Below are 17,712 nucleotides of genomic sequence, written 5' to 3' on the forward strand. Positions count from 1 at the left end.
CCAAATGGTTTATGGCAACTTCTGCTCAGTCAAAAATTCAACTTAATCAAGATGATTCCGAGTCACTCAAGACTTGGATTAAAGCCCAAGCTTTAGCTTTGGGTTTTTCTGATTGTGTCATTGCCAAACCGGATGCTCAAGAAGAATTACCGCGTTTTAAGGAATATTTGAAACGCGGCTATCATGGCGATATGAAATTCTTAGAAGAAAACCTAGAAAAACGCGCTGACCCAACGTTGCTCATCCCGGGGACAAAAAGCATCATTTGCGTACGCATGGACTACCTTGTAGAAACACCTAAGCCCCGGTATGTGCCGCATCAGCCTAATGCGGCCATAATTGCCCGCTATGCGCGCGGCCGTGATTATCATAAAGTCATGCGTGGGCGCCTGAAAACATTAGCTTCCATCATTCGCGAAAAAGTGGGCGATTTTGAGGCGCGCCCGTTTGCAGATTCTGCGCCTGTGTTTGAAAAATCTCTGGCTGAAAATGCAGGCATGGGCTGGACAGGCAAACACACCTTGCTCATTCATAAAAAATCGGGCTCATTCTTTGTGCTCGGAGAGTTATTCACCTCTTTAGATCTGCCTTTTGACAGCCCTGCCACCAAGCATTGCGGTTCCTGCACCGCCTGCATCGATATTTGTCCCACACAGGCTATTGTAGAGCCGTACATGCTGGATGCCCGCAAATGCATTGCCTATTTGACCATTGAATACAAAGGCATCATTCCTGAAGAATTGCGCAGAGGCATTGGCAACCGGGTATTTGGCTGTGATGACTGCCAGCTCATTTGCCCTTGGAACAGCTTTGCCAAAAAAACAACCATTGAAGATTTTAATCCGCGCCATGGTTTAGACCATTTGAACTTACTGGACTTGTGGCAATGGGATGAAGAAACCTTCTTATCCTGCACTGAAGGCAGTCCAATCCGCAGAACAGGCTATCAAAGCTTTATGCGCAACATTGCCATTGGCCTAGGCAATGCAGATTATTCAGATGAAATTTTGTGTGCATTGCAGCAAAAGCGTGTCCTGCATGATGAGATTGTGCAAGTCCATATTGATTGGGCCATTGCGGAACAACTAGCTAAAGCCTGATATTTTTTACGGTTCTTGCAGACATCTTGCTTTATCCAGTTTAAAGTCAAGTTTGCAGAATTTTAAAACCGAACTTGCCAGTTGTCTGCAAAGTTAAAATTAAGACAAAAAACTTTGCAATGATTTTTCAGAAAAAACAGCCAACTTTGCAGCCAAATATACAATCTTATATTTCCATATTTATGCATCTTTAATCGATAGATACTATCAAAGTTGACATATATTGCCTTTGGAAATGGCATGCTTTCTGTATGATAAACAGCACAAGATAACAATGATGATGGACAGCAATCATGAACTTACGTAATGACTGGGCTCGTGAAGAGATTCAGGCTTTATATGAGCAGCCTTTTTTAGATCTAGTGTTTGAAGCGCAGCGCGTACACCGTGAACATTTCACAGCTAATGCCATTCAGGTCAGCACATTGCTGTCTATCAAAACCGGTAAATGTCCGGAAGACTGCAAGTACTGCTCACAGTCAGCGCGCTACGATTCAAATTTAGAAGCAGAAAAACGCATTGCTGTGGATAAGGTTATTTCAGAAGCCAAAGAAGCGATAGCTTCCGGCTCTTCACGCTTTTGCATGGGCGCCGCGTGGCGCAACCCACATGAGCGCGATATGCCTTATGTTTTAGAAATGGTCAGAGAAGTCAAAGCGCTAGGCCTGGAAACATGCATGACTTTGGGCATGCTGAACCAGTCACAGGCGGAACGCTTAAAAGATGCAGGACTGGATTACTATAACCACAACTTAGACACGTCGCGTGAATATTATTCACACATCATCAGCACCCGCACATTTGATGACCGCCTGAATACACTCGAATATGTCCGCGGTGCGGGGATGAAAGTCTGCAGCGGCGGTATTGTCGGCCTGGGTGAAAACCGCAATGACCGCATTGGGCTATTGCAGGAATTAGCAACACTGCCAATTCACCCTGAATCTGTTCCGATTAATATGCTGGTGCCCATTGACGGCACACCGCTGGCTGACGTAGAAAAGCTGGATGTCACTGAGTGGATCAGAACCATTGCTGTAGCGCGCATTATTATGCCTCAGAGCTACATCCGCCTTTCTGCTGGACGCGAATCCTTGTCTGATTCAGATCAGGCCTTAGCCTTTATGGCAGGCGCCAACTCTTTATTTTCCGGCGAAAAACTGCTGACTACGCCAAATACCGGCGCAGGTAAAGATAAACAGCTGTTTGACAAGCTTGGATTAGTTGCAGAGAAAGCCAAACCTAATGCTGCATCACTTTCTGTAGATGCTATGGCAGTCTAATTAGAGAATTGATAAATAAAGCCCCGAATAATGGGGCTTTATTTATGTCTGCTCATTAGCAGTCTGATCCTATATTAGGGCTTTGCAAAATTATGCGCTGTAATTAAAATGCCGTAATTGGCATTTAGATAATCGCCTTCCCTAATGGTGTCTTGCCCATTGGCATGCATCACGCGCAGTTCCTTTTGCAGCGCATCATAGTGAAATGAATCAAAACAGTCTTGATGGCAGCAAAGCCAGGCCAATGTATCTTGAAGCTGATCATCAACAATGTAAGTATCAGCCAAAAAATCTTTAGACATATAAATATTTAAAATTTGTGTCAGATATTGGCATTTTAAACACTTTCTATATAAGCGGAAAGTTCAAATAAAAAAGTGAGCTTTCGCTCACTTTTTTCTATTTTGACACACCGCACTTGCGGCATTCCTTGTGTGCACCAATTTCTTCCATTTGCTCATATTCATAAATATGCATGCAGAAAAATTTTCTAAACAATTGAAGCATGTTGTTAAAACTCCCGTTTAATTTTTAAGATTGCTTCTTCAATATTTCTTCCTGAAATACGATGAAACCCTTAAAGGATCTCACACTTATTTATTAACATATTTTTCTTTTTAGTCAAATAACTTTCATCTGAATTAAGCCGAATTTTAATGTGTATATATCGACATTTTTAAAATATAAATGCTAATTTATTGACAAATTTGTTGAAAACTTAAACGCTAAAATTTATCATAACCTCAGAATGTTTTTCTCAATGTGCTGGAAAACCATTTTTCAAAAACAACAATTTATGAAAAATATTGAACAATTATCTGTCTCACATAAAAATCCAAATACACATATTGAGCAAGACATGACAATTTACTTGATTAGCCTGGAACAGTGCACTAAACGCGACATTACAGGCCTTGAAAAAAAAATCCTGCAATTAGGCAGTGTAACAAACAGTCCGCTAAAAAAAATGTGGCTGATTCAATCTGACTTAAATGCAGAAGAAATCCGGGATCAGCTCTTAACCTATGTGCATGCCAAAGATTCACTCTTGGTAATCCGCATTGATGCGGATCATTGGGCCTCTTGGAATGTGCATAAGAATACAGCGCTTTGGCTCAATCAGGCCAGTATCAAAATAGTCTGAATCCGATCAATGCTGAGGATTTTTTACTGAACCCTGCCCAATTTCTTCAGTTATCAAAAAGCACCTTTTTAAATTCACATGTAAATGGCTAATTAAGGTGTCCATTTGAGTTGATCACTCAATTGCCCAGCTTTATCACCGGTGTTATTTTCTCAAAAAATAAAGGCACCTGAATATTTAACAGCAATGAATCCCGCTTTTGACAAAATTGTTTGCTAATATAGTTAACATATTAATCAACTGAATAACCGCTGTGAAAACAAGCCGCATGTTTCAATCACTGCATTACAGAAATTTCCGCAATTACTTTATTGGCCATGCGCTTTCCACCTTAGGAACATGGATCCAGCAAGTCAGTTTGGCATGGATTATTTATGAGTTAACCAACTCGACTGCGCTGCTCGGTATCATTGGCTTTTGCGCACTCATTCCTCAGTTGTTTGTCAGCCCTTTTGCAGGCGCTTGGATTGATAAAATCGACAAACGCAAAACTTTGATCTTCATTCAAATTTTGCTGTTCTCCCAAGCCATCTTATTGGGTATTGCCTATCATTTTCACTGGCTCACTCCGTCTATACTGATTGGACTTTCCTTACTGCTAGGCATACTGAGCGCTATTGATACCCCGCTTCGCCAGTCCTTGCTCAGTATGATTATTGACGACAAAGCAGCGCTACCCAATGCATTAGCATTGAATGCTATGGTCTTCAATGCTTCCCGTTTTGTTGGCCCGCCTATTGCTGGACTCTTGCTGGCCACAATAGGAGCCGAATTATGCTTTTATTTAAATGGCCTGTCTTACTTAATGCTGGCTCTTGCTGTTTTATGCATGAAACAGGTTCAATCTTCAATCGCCAAAGGCAATATCAAAAATGTGCTCAGTGAAGGCTTTCAATTTGTGCGCCATCATGAAATTTTCAAATATCTCATGCTGACTGTTTTTGTTTTAAATATGACTGCATCCAGCTATGTCGCACTGCTGCCGGTATATGCCAAGGACATTTTGCATGGCGATGAAAAGACTTTAGGCATGCTGTGGGGGGCAGCAGGCATCGGTTCGCTGCTCTCCTCAATGCTCTTGGCAAGCCAAAAAAGCTTTCAAAATGTGCATGACAAAATTCTGCGGAATATCCTGTTCTGCGGCGTTGGCCTGATGCTGCTGGCGCTGTCTGCCAGTTTTCTGCCCTTAATGCTGGGCATGTTCCTATTGGGCTTTGGCATTTCAACCTCCAATATTTCCACCAATATTATTTTGCAGCAAGATACGCCGGAAGCTTTGCGCGGCCGCGTGGTATCCATTTACACATCCACCCGCTTTGGTTTTGATGCGCTGGGCGGCTTATGTGCAGGCTTGCTGGCCAGCCTGATTGCGCCGCAAAATGTCATGCTGCTTTCCGCTTTAATCTTGCTGAGCTATGCCCTCTTCAATTGGCTGAGGATTCTTCCCCGCATCAAAAAAGCGCCTCATTAATCAGGCGCTTTTCTTTTACAGTCTGAACTAGTCTTGCTTTAAGCTTTGAACCTCTTTCAGCAGCTCCATGAGCTGCTTCATTTTTTCTTCGCCTAAGCGGTCCTGAATTTTTTGATAGCGGCTTTCCATGCGTCCGCGCATTTGACTGAAAATCTTCTCGCCGTCTTCACTTAAAGAAATAAATGAAAAACGCTGATCTGCGTCCGAACGGCGGCGCACAATTAAGCCGGTTTCCAGCATGCGGTTAATAATGCCGGTCAAGCTTGGCTTTAAAATGCAGGCTTTTTCTGCCAGTGTCGTGCTGTCCAGTTCCTGATATTGCGCCAATGTCCGGATAATCCGCCACTGCTGTTCCGTTAAACCCATTTCATTCAATTCAGGACGGAAATGAGTCATTAATGCTTCACGTGCTTCCAGCAAAGCAAGCGTCAATGATGGGCGAATATTTTTCATATAAGGCGATGGCATAAATATTAATATATTAACTATTCTACCAACATTATGAAAAATTAAAATGATAATGGATATTCAATAATGACCCGCAATTCATCAATATCATTATATCGGTAACCATCTACAGCGCGGTGCGTCGCTTGTCTTAACTTGATATCCATGCCTTTGGCAAAGCCTGCAGGCACTTTATACGCCAGCTGAATATCCCGTTCCCAATGCGTTGTATCAATATTTTGATCATATACATGGCGCTTGGTATAAAACGGGTTATTGCTGCGGGTATTGTCAATATCCCAGCCATAGAGATAGCGCGCCATCAGGCTGAAGCCCGGCAATCCGTATGGAGCAAAATCGGCTTCATACTTAATTTGCCAAGATTTTTCTTTGGCTTCAGAAAATGTTGCAAATTGCGCTGCATTTAAAATGGATGAATTGCCACCAATGGTCGAAAAGCCAACCCAGTCAAAAGGCTCATTGCCAAATACCTGCTGGTAGCCGGCAGAAATCGTATGATTCTGATATTGGTAACCCAGCAATGCCGATGCAATGTGCGCATCAATATCGCCGCCTGCTTTTTTGCCGGTATCATTATTGCTGTAGCCTGCAAATGCGGCTTTAATTTTTTGATCAGGATCGCTCAGCGCCTTTTGGTATGTTGCGCCTAAAAAATACTGATTCCACACATCTTCCAGTTCTGAAGCATACACTGTCACTGACCCGACAGGCAGTTTATAAGTTCCGCCCAAAAAGCTGATGCTGTCCGCTTTAATGCCAGCGGCATAATCTGTGGTGAAATAACTCAGATCATGCGTCGAATCCAGCGGATTCATGCTGTAAAAATACCCCGCATTAATCAGCAGATGATCCAGCGTTTTATCCTGCAGGCTTAAACCAGTACTGACCGTTGGCAATAAGCGCACTGTGCTTGTCGCGATGACTGGCACATTTGGAAACTGATTGCCGTAAGCCAGCACCGTATCTTTATACTTGACTTTGACCGCACCACCTATTTCACCATAAGCATCTCTAGCCTCACCTGTTTTAGGATCAAAGGTAATTAAGTTTGTCCCTGTTTTATATTCATCACTGTACAGCTTAATGCCAACCATGCCGTAAGCATCAAAACCAATCTGCACTGCGCCATCGGTAAATCCTGAGCTGTACTGACCGATAATGCCGTGCGCCCATTCACTGCGGTAGCCTTCTCTTTCGGAAACAGGCAGCTGGGAATTTGCGCCTGATGGGTTGGAGCCGCCATTTCTAAAATCGCGGTAAAAATAGAAGTTCCGGTTCATCAAATCAAATTTGCCGTCTTCAAAGATGTTATTGGCAAAAATTTCTGGTGATAAAGGCATGAGCATCCCTATCACCAGTGAAAGTCTCACTGGCGTGTTCATTCAATTGTCCTTAATTTAAAAAGTTGCGAGGCTTTATTTGTCGCTGACAAATACGGCTTTGGCTGGAATCAGGAAGATCATAATTAAAGCAGCTGCCACCATGACACCCGCAATACTGAGCAGGGCTGCAGCATTCGTTCCTGTGCTTTCACGCATAATGCCAATCAGCCATGGGGCAAATAATCCGCTCATGGTTGCCAATGTACTGACCATTGCAATACCTGCTGGCGCAGTCTTATCTTTCAGATAAGCCGCTGGCAAAGACCATGCTACGACTACGCCGCCGCTGAATCCAAACCCGGCCAGACCTAAAATAATTAAGCGTGTGACCAACCCGCCTTCCCAGAAGGCAGCCAATGCCATCATGGCGGCGCCAAAAAGCATGCTGAAGGCATAATGCCAGCGGCGTTCACGGCGTTTGTCTGAACTGCGTCCAACAGTGATCATACCCACGGCAGCCAATGAAAATGGAATCACAGCATAAAAAGAAATCTGTGCAATATCGGTCACACCCATTTCCTTGATCATGGTGGGCAGCCAGAAATTGAAGCCGTAAGATCCGCAATAGGCGGCAAAAGCCAGTGACGCCAGCAAATACACCCGGACATCTTTGAGGCAGCTCAGCACGGCAGTACCGGTGTGGCCCGATGATTCTTCGGGTGCATCCTTTTTATCTTCCTGCATAATCTGCTTATGCAGCGCGCGTTCAGAGCTATCCAGCCACTTTGAAGATTGCGGTTTATCTGTTAAATACAATAAGCACAGGAAACCGATCACAATAATGGGCATAGCTTCAAGTGCAAACATCCACTGCCAGCCGCCTAGGCCATGCACACCATTCATGTGCGTCATGATTAAGCCTGAAATCGGGCCGCCAATAATGGGCGCCGCCAAAGTCGCTAAAATCAAAATAGATGTTACACGGCCGCGCATATAGCTTGGGAACCAGAAGCTGAGATATAAAATGACACCGGGAAAAAAACCCGCTTCAAAGATGCCCAGCAGCAAGCGCAAAAAATACAGCTGTGATGCAGTGCTGACAAACATGGTCGCAGCAGAAGCCAAGCCCCATAAAATCATAATGCGCGCCAAGGTTTTTCGCGCGCCAATTTTACCCATCAGAATGTTGCTTGGAATTTCAAAAAAGGCATAACCGATAAAGAAAATGCCTGCGGCCATGGCATATTGTGAATCTGTAAAACCGATAGCTTCCTGCATTTGCAATTTCGCATAGCCAATATTCACACGGTCTAAAAACGAAAAGAAATAAGCAATAAACAGTATCGGTAAAATTTTCCAAAACAGTTTAGTCAGCAGCTGCTGCTTTTCTAAATCACTCGCATTGGAAAGCGCAATGTTCGACGTTAGTTGGTTATCCATACCAAACCCCTCATCTTTAGCTTCTCAGCTAAAACAAAAAAATATTGTCCAATTAGCAAATCATTTGCCAATGAATAAAAATTAATATATTAACTAATATTAATCAATATCCAGAACAATAAAATTTTCTTATGAATTTTATAAATAAAAAAATAGAAGCAGCGCACATAAATTTGATCAATTCTGCAGTCACAGCACCGCCGCTCCAGCACTCGAATTGCCGAAGCTTATAGATAAAATAAAATAGCGGAGTGCGCAGTCCAACCCCTCCAGAAAAGGAAATCTTAGTGCGCAATCATAAGAAAATTGGAACTGCCATACGGAGCTGCCTGTTTAAGTATCAGACGATACAGAGGTAATATCCCGCTAATTTGCGCCGATGCTTTTAGACAATTCTAAAATTTTAGCGGAGAGGTACGCTTGCACCTGATCTTGCTGTTCCAGCAAAAGATCACTGATGTGAAAAATGGTAATGACAAACTGCACTTCTTCAGAAATGCTGAACACAGGGATACTGATGGAGCTTAAACCGCGGCTTGGACGGTCAATCATGACGGTCAGCTGTTCCGAACGCTGTTCCTTCATACGCTGCATAAAATCCTGCTTATCTTTTTGACTGAGCTTTTGCCCAGAACTTCGCATGCTGTCCAGCTCTAAAGACTGTTTCAGCAAATGTTCGGGAATGTACTTGGCAAAGGTATTGCCAATCGAGCTGTTCACTAAAGTCATCACTGAACCGACACGGATTTGCGAATACACACTGCGTGAAGGATCAAAAGTTTTAATGACTGTTGGCCCCAATGAGCCCCAAATGCTGACAGCAGTGCCATAGCCTGTTTCATAATTGATGGCTTTTGCCGTTTTGCATGCCTCTTCTACAGGGTCTAATGCATTCAGCGCGCGGAAAGATAAATTCAGCGCCAAAGCACCGACTTCATATTCATTATTTTCTGTTTTGTGCAGCAGGCCAATCCGTGTCAGGCTGACCAGATAACGGAAAATTTTTGCAGGGCTTTCACCCAGCTGCTGCGCAATCTCTTTCAGGCTTAAACGGGCTCGAGTTTTACAAAAAAGCTCCAGCACTTGCGCAGTGTAATCAATACTTTGAATGCCTGCATTTTCATTTAAATCATGCATGGCTGTTCTCCTGCAAATCACGCGCTGCAGCTTTTAGCTCAGCCAAAATCTGCTGAATTTTTTCCGGACTCAAATACTGGGTTTTGGCGAAAGCTGTAATGGCAAAACTGATTTGCCCCATTGCATTAAAGACGGGAACTGCATAGCTGCTGATACCGGGTGTCGGCGTATCAATTAAATCAGAATACCCCAAAGTGCGGATATCGGCTAAGCTGCGCTGAAAATCGGCGTTTAGAAATTGCTCATGCTCTTGTTGGAAGGCTTTCTGCAGGGACAGATTTTCTTCCGCCTGTACCGATTTATAGGCGGCGAAGAGCCTGCCCGTTGCGGTGCTCAGCGCCATTTTATTGCCCAAGCGGAAGCCTAGATTGAAAAACCCGGCAAATTCTTTATAGAACACAACCGTAGGGCCGTTTAAATCTGACCACAGTGAAGTAAACACATTCACTTCATGCTTTTCTGCAATTTGCATCAGCAGCTGCCGTGACTGCGCCACAACCTCATTGTGATTGATTTTAGCAATGCCTAAACGCAGGCTGAGTGCGCCTGCTTCAAATTCCAGCGTACTTTCATTGCGCTTTAATAAACCCGTCCGCTGCAGGCTGATCAGGTATTTATAGGCTGAGCCCGGAGCCAGTCCCAGCGCTTCAGCAATTTCGCTTAAGGAAAGTGATTTTGGCGAGCCGCATATCAGGTGCAATATTTCACCTGATAGATCAACTGTCTGAATCCCTCTTTGCTGACCAGCCATCCCTGCCCCTCTATCCAATATCACTTAAAAATTAAGCCCATACTAAACAGATCAAGCCGGAAAATAAATAGCCTTTTACACAGTCAAATAGCCGCCGTCTACGGGTAAAATGCAGCCTGTGACATAGCTGGCGGCATCGGAGCATAAAAATGCCGCCGGCCCGGCCAATTCTGCGGGCTGGCCCATGCGGTTCATCGGCACATGTCTTAAATACCCTTCCAAAGCGGCCGGATTAGCCCGCGTTGCCTCAGTCATTGGCGTTTCAATTACACCAGGGGCTATCGCATTGACACGAATATTGTATTTTGCCAATTCTGCTGCCAGTGTACGGGTCATTTGCGCCACTGCGCCTTTAGAAATGGCATAAGCCGTCGCACCCGTTGCAGCCACAAAAGACTGAATAGACGCCACATTGACAATATTGCCTTGGGTCTTTTTCAGCGACTCCAATAAAGCATTGATCAGGTAATAGCTGCCTTTAACATTCACATTGATGGTGTCGTCCAAGTCCTTCACCGCGCTTGCCGATTCGAAATTACTGCGGCGTAAAATACCTGCATTATTGATCAGCACATCAATATCCCCAATAGTGTCATGCACTTCTTTGGCAAAGTTTTGACAGCACTGCTGCTCCGCCACATTTAAGGCAAAGGCATAGGCGCGTCCGCCTGCTGCCTCAATGTCATTTTTTACATTTTGCAGTTTTTCAAAATTCATATCGGCTACAATCACCGTTGCACCCAGCGCTGCTAAGCTTTTAGCAATGGCTTCACCATTGCCTTGCGCCGCGCCAGTCACCACAATTTTCTTTTGCGTTAAATTAAACATTACACCCATCCTTGTACTTTTTAAGCGCCGTTACCCGCTTTCATTTTTAAATATGTCCTTTACCCAAAAGCGCATCGCTATTTTGAATGAAAAACCAATATCGTGTGAAATATCATCCTGCCACTCTTCACGGCCAAGATCGCAGTTTTGAATGCTCTTCAAATTTTGGACCTGCAGATCTGCCAGCCCGCGGATTTGCCGCAAATCATCCTGCCGGAACAATCCGCGCAACATTTTGATACCTTCTGCTTTTGCCGCACCTTGCATCAAAATCTGACTGCCCAATTTGATGATCCATTAGGCGGTCAATAAGGGCTTTCAGCTACATCCTTTGCATACAGCGCCTGCCCGTTTAGACTTCCGCTGTATGTCTGGCCGCTGGCGCTGCTGCAGGATTATTGTCTTTTCCTGTGGCAATAAAGAGCCCTGTTTGATAGCCAAAAACCAGCGCTGGCCCAAGCGTAATCCCTGCACCTGGATAATTGCCGCCCATGATGCTGGTCGCGTCATTGCCTACCGAATATAAGCCCTCAACTGCTTTTCCGGATTGATCCAGCACACGGCTGTGACGGTCGACAGGCAAGCCTGCATAAGTGCCAATATCGCCTGGATGCAGTTGCACTGCATAAAATGGGCCCTGCTCAATGGGTTTTAAGCATGGGTTTGGCATGTGCAGCGGATCGCCTTGATAGCGGTTATAGGCTTTTGAGCCTTTGCCAAAATCCGGGTCTTGACCGATTTTGGCCAATGGATTGAATGTCTTAATTGTCTCTTCAAGGCCTTTAGCGTCTATACCGCAATTTTTTGCCAGTTCAGCAACCGTATTGCCTTTCTTTAAATAGCCTGATTGCAGATGCTTGCCAATGGGCAGCGGCTGCGGCGGCACAGAGCCCAATCCATACATCCGTAAGGTTTTACGGTCACAGATCAGCCAGGAAGTAATTTGACCATCAATGTTGGCGCCATTCATCATCCCTTGAACAAAATCATGATAAGAATTGGCTTCATTGACAAAACGCTTGCCCAGCTTATTCACTGCAATCACCCCCGGCTTAGCGCGGTCAATAAAATGCGGCATGACGCCTGTTGTGCCGTCTTTGCGCTTAACCAATGACACTGGCGCCCAAGCAGCAGCATTCGGCAAATCAGTATCTACAGCAACATTTAATTTTTCCGTCATGGCAATACTGTCGCCTGTATTGGTTTCAGTAGTCGGCGACCAATGTTCTAAACCTGTCGGCGTATGTCCATACAGGCGTTTTCGCAATTCAACATTGTGCGGAAACCCGCCTGCGGCTAAAACTACAGCCTTAGAGGCATTCAGCCTAATCTTCTGATCGCCGGACTGGGCAATAAGCCCTGCAATTTTACCGTTTTCCAAGATCAGTTCTTTAGCCGCGGTATCTACCAATACTGGAATATTTAAATCTAATGCTGTTCTCGCTAAACGTCCTGCCAATGCATTGCCATTGGTCAGCAGCATGCCGCGTCCATACTTCATGCATTCGGCAAAGTGCGTTGAAAAGCGCTTGATGGTATAAATAGCCGACTCTAAAGAACGCGTGGCTTTCATAAAGTGGCGCAAGTCTGCACCTGAACCAATCATCATGCCAAAGACCGTCAGTTCTGGCAAAGGCGGTTCCAGCAAAGCCAAACGCTCACCTAGCTCACGCGCATCAAACGGGCGTGTCACCATAGAACGTCCGCCCTGCATCGCGCCCGGCGCTTCTGCATGATAATCAGGAAAAGTTAAAGGCATATCAAACTGTACAGCGGTTTTCTTGGTAAAAAAATCTACAGCATCAAAACAGTGATGAACAAATGAATCAACTCGGGCTTCGTTATAAGCAGCGCCGCCTTCATGCTTTAAATATGCTTTGACCGCTTCTGGAGAATCCTCATGACCATAGTTTTTACCCAGCTGTGTGCACGGCACCCATAGCCAGCCGCCCGAGCGCGCCGTTGTACCGCCATAATTTTTAGACTTTTCAATGACTGCGACATTTAAACCCAATAGTTTTGCTGTAATTGCAGTTGCCATGCCTGATGCGCCAGAACCGACCACCACGACATCAAAATCAAAATTCTTTTCCATGTTCACTCCCGAGAACGCTGCTTGATCCTTTAAAGCATTGCTTGCCATATAGTTAAGATATTAATTATAAATTATCCTATTAGCAAGTATTTTACTTTTGTTTAATTTGTATAAAAAAACTGCCGCAGCAGTTTTTAGCTAAAATCAATTTTCAAATGCCGATTAAATCTTTCAGCATTTTTTTGAACAGCGCCTTGTCTTGATCAGAGTATGCGCCAAACACATCCTGCTGATGGCTTTCTGCAATCTGATACAGCATTTGCGCACTATGCACACCCTGCTCAGTCAACTCATAAGAATGGCCTGTATCCACCATTAAGCCTTTGCGCACCAAAATTTCTGCTGCCTGTTCAATTTCACGCGCCGGCATGGCAACTTCACGCTGCAGGCACTCTTTAGACGTTGCTGTTTTACTTTCCAGCACCAGCAGCATACGCGCCTCACTGGTACGGAAGCCTGAAGCCAGCTGTTTCGGCTGATAATCATTGGTATAGGCGCGCACGGCCTGCGTCAGCAAGTAGTACATATTGTCATATAAGCGACCGGGAAAAATTTCTGCAGGGGTTGCCGCTTTTGCATTTAAGCTGGGATGCGGCAAAACAGATGAATACGCGCCTTGATGATACAGCAGCGGTGAACGGCCATTGTCTTGAAAATTGACCACACGGCCAAGAATGATCCAGTGATCGCCGCCCTCAAGAATACTGTGGCGCTCACATTCAAAAACGGCCGAGCATTCTTTTAGCAAAGGGGCATTGCCTTCGCCTAGATCAAACACTACATCGGCGTATTTGTCATCTTTAGAACGGGCAAATTTATTGGATAATTCAATTTGATCCGCCGCCAAAATATTGACTGCAAAATGCGTGGCTTCTTCAAATACCGCATAGCTTGAAGAACGCTTGTCTATGCTCCACAAAATCAGCGGCGGATCTAAAGATACCGAGTTAAAACTGTTGGCGGTCACACCGACTTTTTCGCCTTTGCTATTTTGCGCGGTCATAATGGTTACGCCTGTCGCAAAATTGCCTAATGCACGGCGGAAAGCTTTTGAGTCAAAACCGATTTCCGGCTGAATATTCATCGAATTCATTGCGGCTCTCCTTGCCTTATACCATGGTTGGATCGGGTTCAAGACCCATTAATTCACGTCCTAAAATTTGCGCGCAAACATCATAGTCCGTATACGCATGTGCGCCTGTCATATGTGAATCCCGGAATAAACGCTGCATTTCCTGACCATCCAGCCAGCTGGTTGCACCTGCTGCTGCAAATAAGCGGTCGACTGCTTCAATGCACATTTTGACGGCATAAGCTTGGTTAGTGCGCCAAAATGCCAATGTTTCCTGTGATGGATAAACTTTGTTTTCACCATGGATGCGGTGGTCTTCCCATGTTTTTTCTAAAAACGCGCGGGCTGCCGCCACTTGATGCGTCGATTCAGCTAAACGCATGAGTGCAGGTGTAGATGCGCCTAAGTTAGCGCCTGTATAAGCGCGAATACGTGTTTTTTGCTTTTCCTTAAATGCTTCCAGCATGCGTTCTGCTACGCCCAAACTGACTGCAGAGAAACCGCTGGCAAAGTATGGACGGTATGGCGAATAGAAAATCTTACTGTCTGGATATAAACCGAAGCCTGCTGATTTTCCTTCCATCATGTCTTTGGCTTTTTGGATTTGATATTCAGGAATAAATAAGTCCCGAATTTGCAATTGTTTTGAACCGCTGCTCTTGATGGCACCGGCAAACCAGTTGTCATGAATGACATAGTCTTTACGCGGAATCACGCCAAATGAATAGATTTTTTTGCCTTCAGCATCAAAACGGTTAAAGCCGACAATGGCATATTCGGCATGGTCACAGCCGCTGCTCCAGCCATAATCACCGCTTAATTTAATGCCGCCTTCGACTTCTTCCACTTTGCCAAAGGGCGCAATGGAACTGCTGGCTGTCGCATCTGGATTATTCAGCCAAATTTCGTCTTGCAGCTGTTTAGGAAATAGCGCAATTTGATGACTATGCGTACAGAGCAAGCTGAATGCCCAAGCGGTGCCGGCACAAGCACCTGCAAGGGTTACAATGCAGTTGGCAAAATCTGGCAGGCTCATTTCCAAACCGCCATAAAATTTTGGCTGAAATGCGCGGTGGAAACCAATTTCTTTCAGCAGCGTAATATTTTCATCCGGCACTTTGCGCAGCTGTTCTGCTCGTTCTGCATTGGCTGCAATTTTCGGCAGAATTTCTTTAATTTTCTCCAGCATGCTGCGCTCTTGCGCTGCTGAATGTAATGTTTTCGCTTCTACATAAGACATTCTGAATTGCCCTGAATCTAATTCATCCTGACCCGTTGAAACATCATTTGCATTAAAATCGATGGTATTTTCCATATCAAACTTTCCTTTTTACTTTATGTCTTCATCAATGAGGACACTGAGCGCTTCAATTCCTTACATAGCAGGAAATACTGCTGGGCTGACCTTATTATTCAAGAATGTTCAGCAAACTTTAATGTATTTTCCCGACTTTAATTGGCACTTTTCAAATTATACATATAATAATTATTTTCCAATAGGATAATTTTATACTTTAGCCGCAACAGCAAAAAAGCCTCTGAATATTCAGAGGCTTTTTAGTCCGGATATAGGCTTTATACCGGTTTAATGGGGCGATATAAGCTATGCAGCAATCAGCACGGCGTAGATGCGCTGCAGAAAATATTGCGGATATTGATTTCAAACAGCGTACGGATATTCTGCGCCTGATGCGGTGACAAGATGCCGTTATGCACAATCCCCATCCAAATGGGCGCAAGAATCAGCACGGTTAAAATTTCCGGCTGGCTGTCTGGCGGCAGCTCTTTACGGTCGATGGCGATCTGAATTAATTTTTGCAGCTCAACTTGACCGGGCTGATAAATTTTCTGTTCATATAATTCACGGATATGTTCAAAATTTTTGCCCTCACTTAAAACCAAACGGGCAATATTGGCGCGCCCTGCAGATTCGATATTGTCAATCGCAGGCAGCATTTGCTGCAAAATAAACGCAGCAACACTGACATTATCTGTCAGCTCATTGCTTTGGATCGGGTGATAAGTATCTTCAATCAGATAATCAATCACCCCTTCAAACAATTTTTCTTTGGTTTCAAAATATGAATAAATCGTGCCTTTGCCCACACCTGCAGAAACCGCAATTGAGGCAATTTTACTGTTGGCATACCCCAATTGATTAAATTCATTTAAGGCTGCAAGCGTAATTCTTTTACGGGTTTCAGCGGTTTTTTCTACTGAAGGGCTGCGTTTTTTCATGCCTTAAATCATCCTGAAGCAAAAAACAAAATTGACCTAAAAGTCATTTTTAAATAAAATCGACCCACTGGTCACTTTAAAGTATCTCTCATGCAGCCTTCCGCCACATATTTGGAATACATCATACTGTGTTTATGCCTTTGTTTGGGAGCTTTAAGCACGGCGCTTGCCAGCCCGCTGTATTCAATTTATGCAGAAACATGGCATATCAGCACCACAGAAATTGGCTATGCGTTTATTGCCTATATGTTTGGTGTCGTCTTCAGCTTATTATTTTTAAACAGCCTCAGCGCAAAATACGGCTATAAAAAAACCGTGATGGCTGGCCTTGCCATCAGCATCGCTGCACTGGCGTATTCAGCTTTAGCGGACAGCATTGTGCATTTATGCGCTGCCCGTTTTCTGATTGGCATTTCATCTGGCCTGCTGTCTACTGCCACCCTTATTGGCCTTGCACAAAAATATCCTTTTAAGCGTAAAGAAAATGCTGGAAAAATCGCCTCCATGCTGACTGTCTTTGGCTTTGGCCTCGGCCCACTCATTGGCGGACTGCTCGCAGACCATACCCATTCTCCACTTAGCACCCCCTATTGGATGATTGCCGCCGCCTCCATCGCAGTACTTTGCACCTGCCCGCTCATAAAATACCGCCACCAGCCGCCTGCAGCTGAGAAAAAGGCATCGATTTGGAATATTCCAGCCATGCCGCTGCATCAAAAAATTTTCTTTCCGTGCGCAATGACGGCAATCTGCTGTTTTAGCATGTTTAGCCTCTATGCTGCGCTTGCAGGCACATTTATGAAAGAACTTCCTCTGCCGCAATCTGCGACTTTAACCGGTATATCTATATCCATCATTCTATTCATTTCCACTTTGACCCAATTCATGTTCAAAGGCTTGAAAGAATCTACCAGCATGATGATTGGCTTGGTATTAACAGCGTTCGGCTGCATCTCCTTAATGATGGCGCAGTATACGCATCTGAACTTCTGGCTGATCAGCAGCATTTTATCAGTCGGCATTGGCCATGGCCTGTCTTTAAGCCCATCCTACTATTTGGTTGGATTAATTTCTCAAAAAGAAAAACCGGCGATATTCTCGACCTTTCTGCTATTAGGCTACCAAGGCACTATTTGGCCGGTGCTGCTGTCCAGCATGCTGATTGACCATTTCGGCATTATGGTTTCGCTGGCGGTATTTTCGCTGCTGATCATCTTTGCTGTAATTTGGGTGCTGACTCATCTGCAGTCGATTCAGCAGCGCAAGACCCAAAGCGCTTAATCATTCACTTTCATAGACTGAAGCGTAAAAAAACTGGGACTGGCCCAGCTTTTTTAGATGTGCATATCACATTGAAATAGTG

17 protein-coding genes are annotated in these 17,712 nt (G+C 44.5%); 5 read left to right on the forward strand and 12 right to left on the reverse strand.

The genetic code is table 11. The annotated features are described in order from the left end of the window. The first annotated feature begins 11 nt into the window (after positions 1–11). Both queG and bioB read left to right on the forward strand, forming a co-directional pair. Complete coding sequence (gene queG / locus F941_RS09990; RefSeq protein ID WP_005010762.1) at positions 12–1,100, forward strand: tRNA epoxyqueuosine(34) reductase QueG; 1,089 nt, start codon at positions 12–14, stop codon at positions 1,098–1,100. A 293-nt stretch (positions 1,101–1,393) separates the two neighbouring features. Beyond that, a complete protein-coding gene (gene bioB, locus F941_RS09995; RefSeq protein ID WP_005010766.1) occupies positions 1,394–2,383 on the forward strand; it encodes a biotin synthase BioB in 990 nt (329 codons plus the stop codon). A gap of 74 nt (positions 2,384–2,457) precedes the next feature. On the opposite strand, the gene F941_RS10000 is transcribed toward bioB, so the two are convergent. Then, positions 2,458–2,685 (reverse strand): hypothetical protein, encoded by a 228-nt coding sequence (locus F941_RS10000; RefSeq protein ID WP_005010767.1) that lies wholly within the window; start codon positions 2,683–2,685, stop codon positions 2,458–2,460. Between the two features lie 557 nt (positions 2,686–3,242). On the opposite strand from F941_RS10000, the gene F941_RS10005 reads away from it, so the two are divergent. Then, a complete protein-coding gene (locus F941_RS10005) occupies positions 3,243–3,527 on the forward strand; it encodes a hypothetical protein (protein WP_154649283.1) in 285 nt (94 codons plus the stop codon). Positions 3,528–3,795: 268 nt separating this feature from the next. Next, positions 3,796–4,998, forward strand: a complete 1,203-nt coding sequence (locus tag F941_RS10010; RefSeq protein ID WP_005010776.1) for an MFS transporter — start codon at positions 3,796–3,798, stop codon at positions 4,996–4,998. Between the two features lie 27 nt (positions 4,999–5,025). Here the strand turns inward: F941_RS10010 and hpaR are convergent, their stop codons facing one another. The 11 genes from hpaR to F941_RS10065 all read right to left on the reverse strand — a co-directional run bounded on the left by hpaR (position 5,026) and on the right by F941_RS10065 (position 16,349). Continuing rightward, complete coding sequence (hpaR, locus tag F941_RS10015) at positions 5,026–5,451, reverse strand: homoprotocatechuate degradation operon regulator HpaR (RefSeq protein ID WP_005010778.1); 426 nt, start codon at positions 5,449–5,451, stop codon at positions 5,026–5,028. A gap of 56 nt (positions 5,452–5,507) precedes the next feature. Beyond that, the gene (locus F941_RS10020) at positions 5,508–6,806 is read right to left on the reverse strand and encodes an OprD family outer membrane porin (protein ID WP_018572953.1); all 1,299 of its coding nucleotides are present in this window, start codon (positions 6,804–6,806) and stop codon (positions 5,508–5,510) included. A 75-nt stretch (positions 6,807–6,881) separates the two neighbouring features. Then, positions 6,882–8,228: an MFS transporter gene (locus tag F941_RS10025; RefSeq protein ID WP_005010787.1), complete on the reverse strand. Its 1,347-nt coding sequence runs from the start codon at positions 8,226–8,228 to the stop codon at positions 6,882–6,884. Between the two features lie 366 nt (positions 8,229–8,594). Continuing rightward, positions 8,595–9,365, reverse strand: a complete 771-nt coding sequence (locus tag F941_RS10030) for a helix-turn-helix domain-containing protein (protein WP_005010788.1) — start codon at positions 9,363–9,365, stop codon at positions 8,595–8,597. Beyond that, a complete protein-coding gene (locus tag F941_RS10035) occupies positions 9,358–10,116 on the reverse strand; it encodes an IclR family transcriptional regulator (RefSeq protein ID WP_005010791.1) in 759 nt (252 codons plus the stop codon). The genes F941_RS10030 and F941_RS10035 overlap by 8 nt, the downstream gene beginning before the upstream one ends. Positions 10,117–10,191: 75 nt before the next feature. Then, complete coding sequence (locus tag F941_RS10040; RefSeq protein ID WP_005010795.1) at positions 10,192–10,944, reverse strand: SDR family NAD(P)-dependent oxidoreductase; 753 nt, start codon at positions 10,942–10,944, stop codon at positions 10,192–10,194. 30 nt (positions 10,945–10,974) lie between these two features. Then, on the reverse strand, positions 10,975–11,211 hold the full coding sequence (locus tag F941_RS10045) for a hypothetical protein (RefSeq protein ID WP_005010800.1): 237 nt from the start codon (positions 11,209–11,211) through the stop codon (positions 10,975–10,977). Positions 11,212–11,296: 85 nt separating this feature from the next. Then, positions 11,297–13,039 (reverse strand): FAD-dependent oxidoreductase, encoded by a 1,743-nt coding sequence (locus tag F941_RS10050; protein ID WP_005010802.1) that lies wholly within the window; start codon positions 13,037–13,039, stop codon positions 11,297–11,299. 151 nt (positions 13,040–13,190) lie between these two features. Continuing rightward, positions 13,191–14,132, reverse strand: a complete 942-nt coding sequence (locus F941_RS10055) for a p-hydroxyphenylacetate 3-hydroxylase reductase component (RefSeq protein WP_005010803.1) — start codon at positions 14,130–14,132, stop codon at positions 13,191–13,193. A 16-nt stretch (positions 14,133–14,148) separates the two neighbouring features. Further along, a complete protein-coding gene (locus F941_RS10060; RefSeq protein WP_005010804.1) occupies positions 14,149–15,426 on the reverse strand; it encodes a p-hydroxyphenylacetate 3-hydroxylase oxygenase component in 1,278 nt (425 codons plus the stop codon). Positions 15,427–15,725: 299 nt separating this feature from the next. After that, a complete protein-coding gene (locus F941_RS10065) occupies positions 15,726–16,349 on the reverse strand; it encodes a TetR/AcrR family transcriptional regulator (RefSeq protein ID WP_005010806.1) in 624 nt (207 codons plus the stop codon). Positions 16,350–16,493: 144 nt separating this feature from the next. On the opposite strand from F941_RS10065, the gene F941_RS10070 reads away from it, so the two are divergent. After that, on the forward strand, positions 16,494–17,630 hold the full coding sequence (locus F941_RS10070; protein ID WP_018572949.1) for an MFS transporter: 1,137 nt from the start codon (positions 16,494–16,496) through the stop codon (positions 17,628–17,630). The last annotated feature ends 82 nt before the right edge of the window (positions 17,631–17,712 follow it).

The sequence above is a fragment of the Acinetobacter bouvetii DSM 14964 = CIP 107468 genome (genome assembly GCF_000368865.1).
GTDB lineage: Bacteria > Pseudomonadota > Gammaproteobacteria > Pseudomonadales > Moraxellaceae > Acinetobacter > Acinetobacter bouvetii.